1 protein-coding gene is annotated in these 401 nt (G+C 75.1%); it reads left to right on the top strand.

What is annotated here, in order from left to right; translation table 11 throughout:
* The coding region (locus BN358_RS25645) for an ROK family protein (protein ID WP_157593502.1) at nt 1-401 on the top strand (401 nt) is incomplete at both ends.

Below are 401 nucleotides of genomic sequence, written 5' to 3'. Positions count from 1 at the left end.
CAACGTGCCCATCCGCCGCCTGGTCGAGGAACGCCTCGGCACCCCGGTGGGCTTCAGCCACGACGTCCGGGCCGGCGGCCTCGCCGAGATGCACGCCCTGGGCGAGGTCGAGCCCGACTGCGTGACGGCCTTCATCCCGGTCGGGACCGGCCTGGCTGCGGCAATCTTCGTCGGGAACCGTCCGGTGGTCGGCAACGGGTGGGCGGGAGAGATCGGCCAGCTCGTCTTCCCCGGGGGCCCACACGCAGGCAAGCGCCTCGAGGAGGTGGCCTCCGCCTCCGTCCTCGCCGCCCGGATGGGCACGGACGGCGCCGCAGAGGTGGCCCGGCTGGTAGCGGCCGGGGACGCCCGCGCCGCCGAGTTGTGGGACGAGGTGGCCGCTGCGCTGGGGTTCGCCCTGA

The sequence above is a fragment of the Sedimentibacter sp. B4 genome (assembly GCF_000309315.1).
In the GTDB taxonomy this organism is placed as follows: domain Bacteria; phylum Bacillota; class Clostridia; order Tissierellales; family Sedimentibacteraceae; genus Sedimentibacter; species Sedimentibacter saalensis.
Note: the sequence above shows the minus strand (reverse complement) of the source record. Positions and strands in the feature narration are given on the sequence as shown.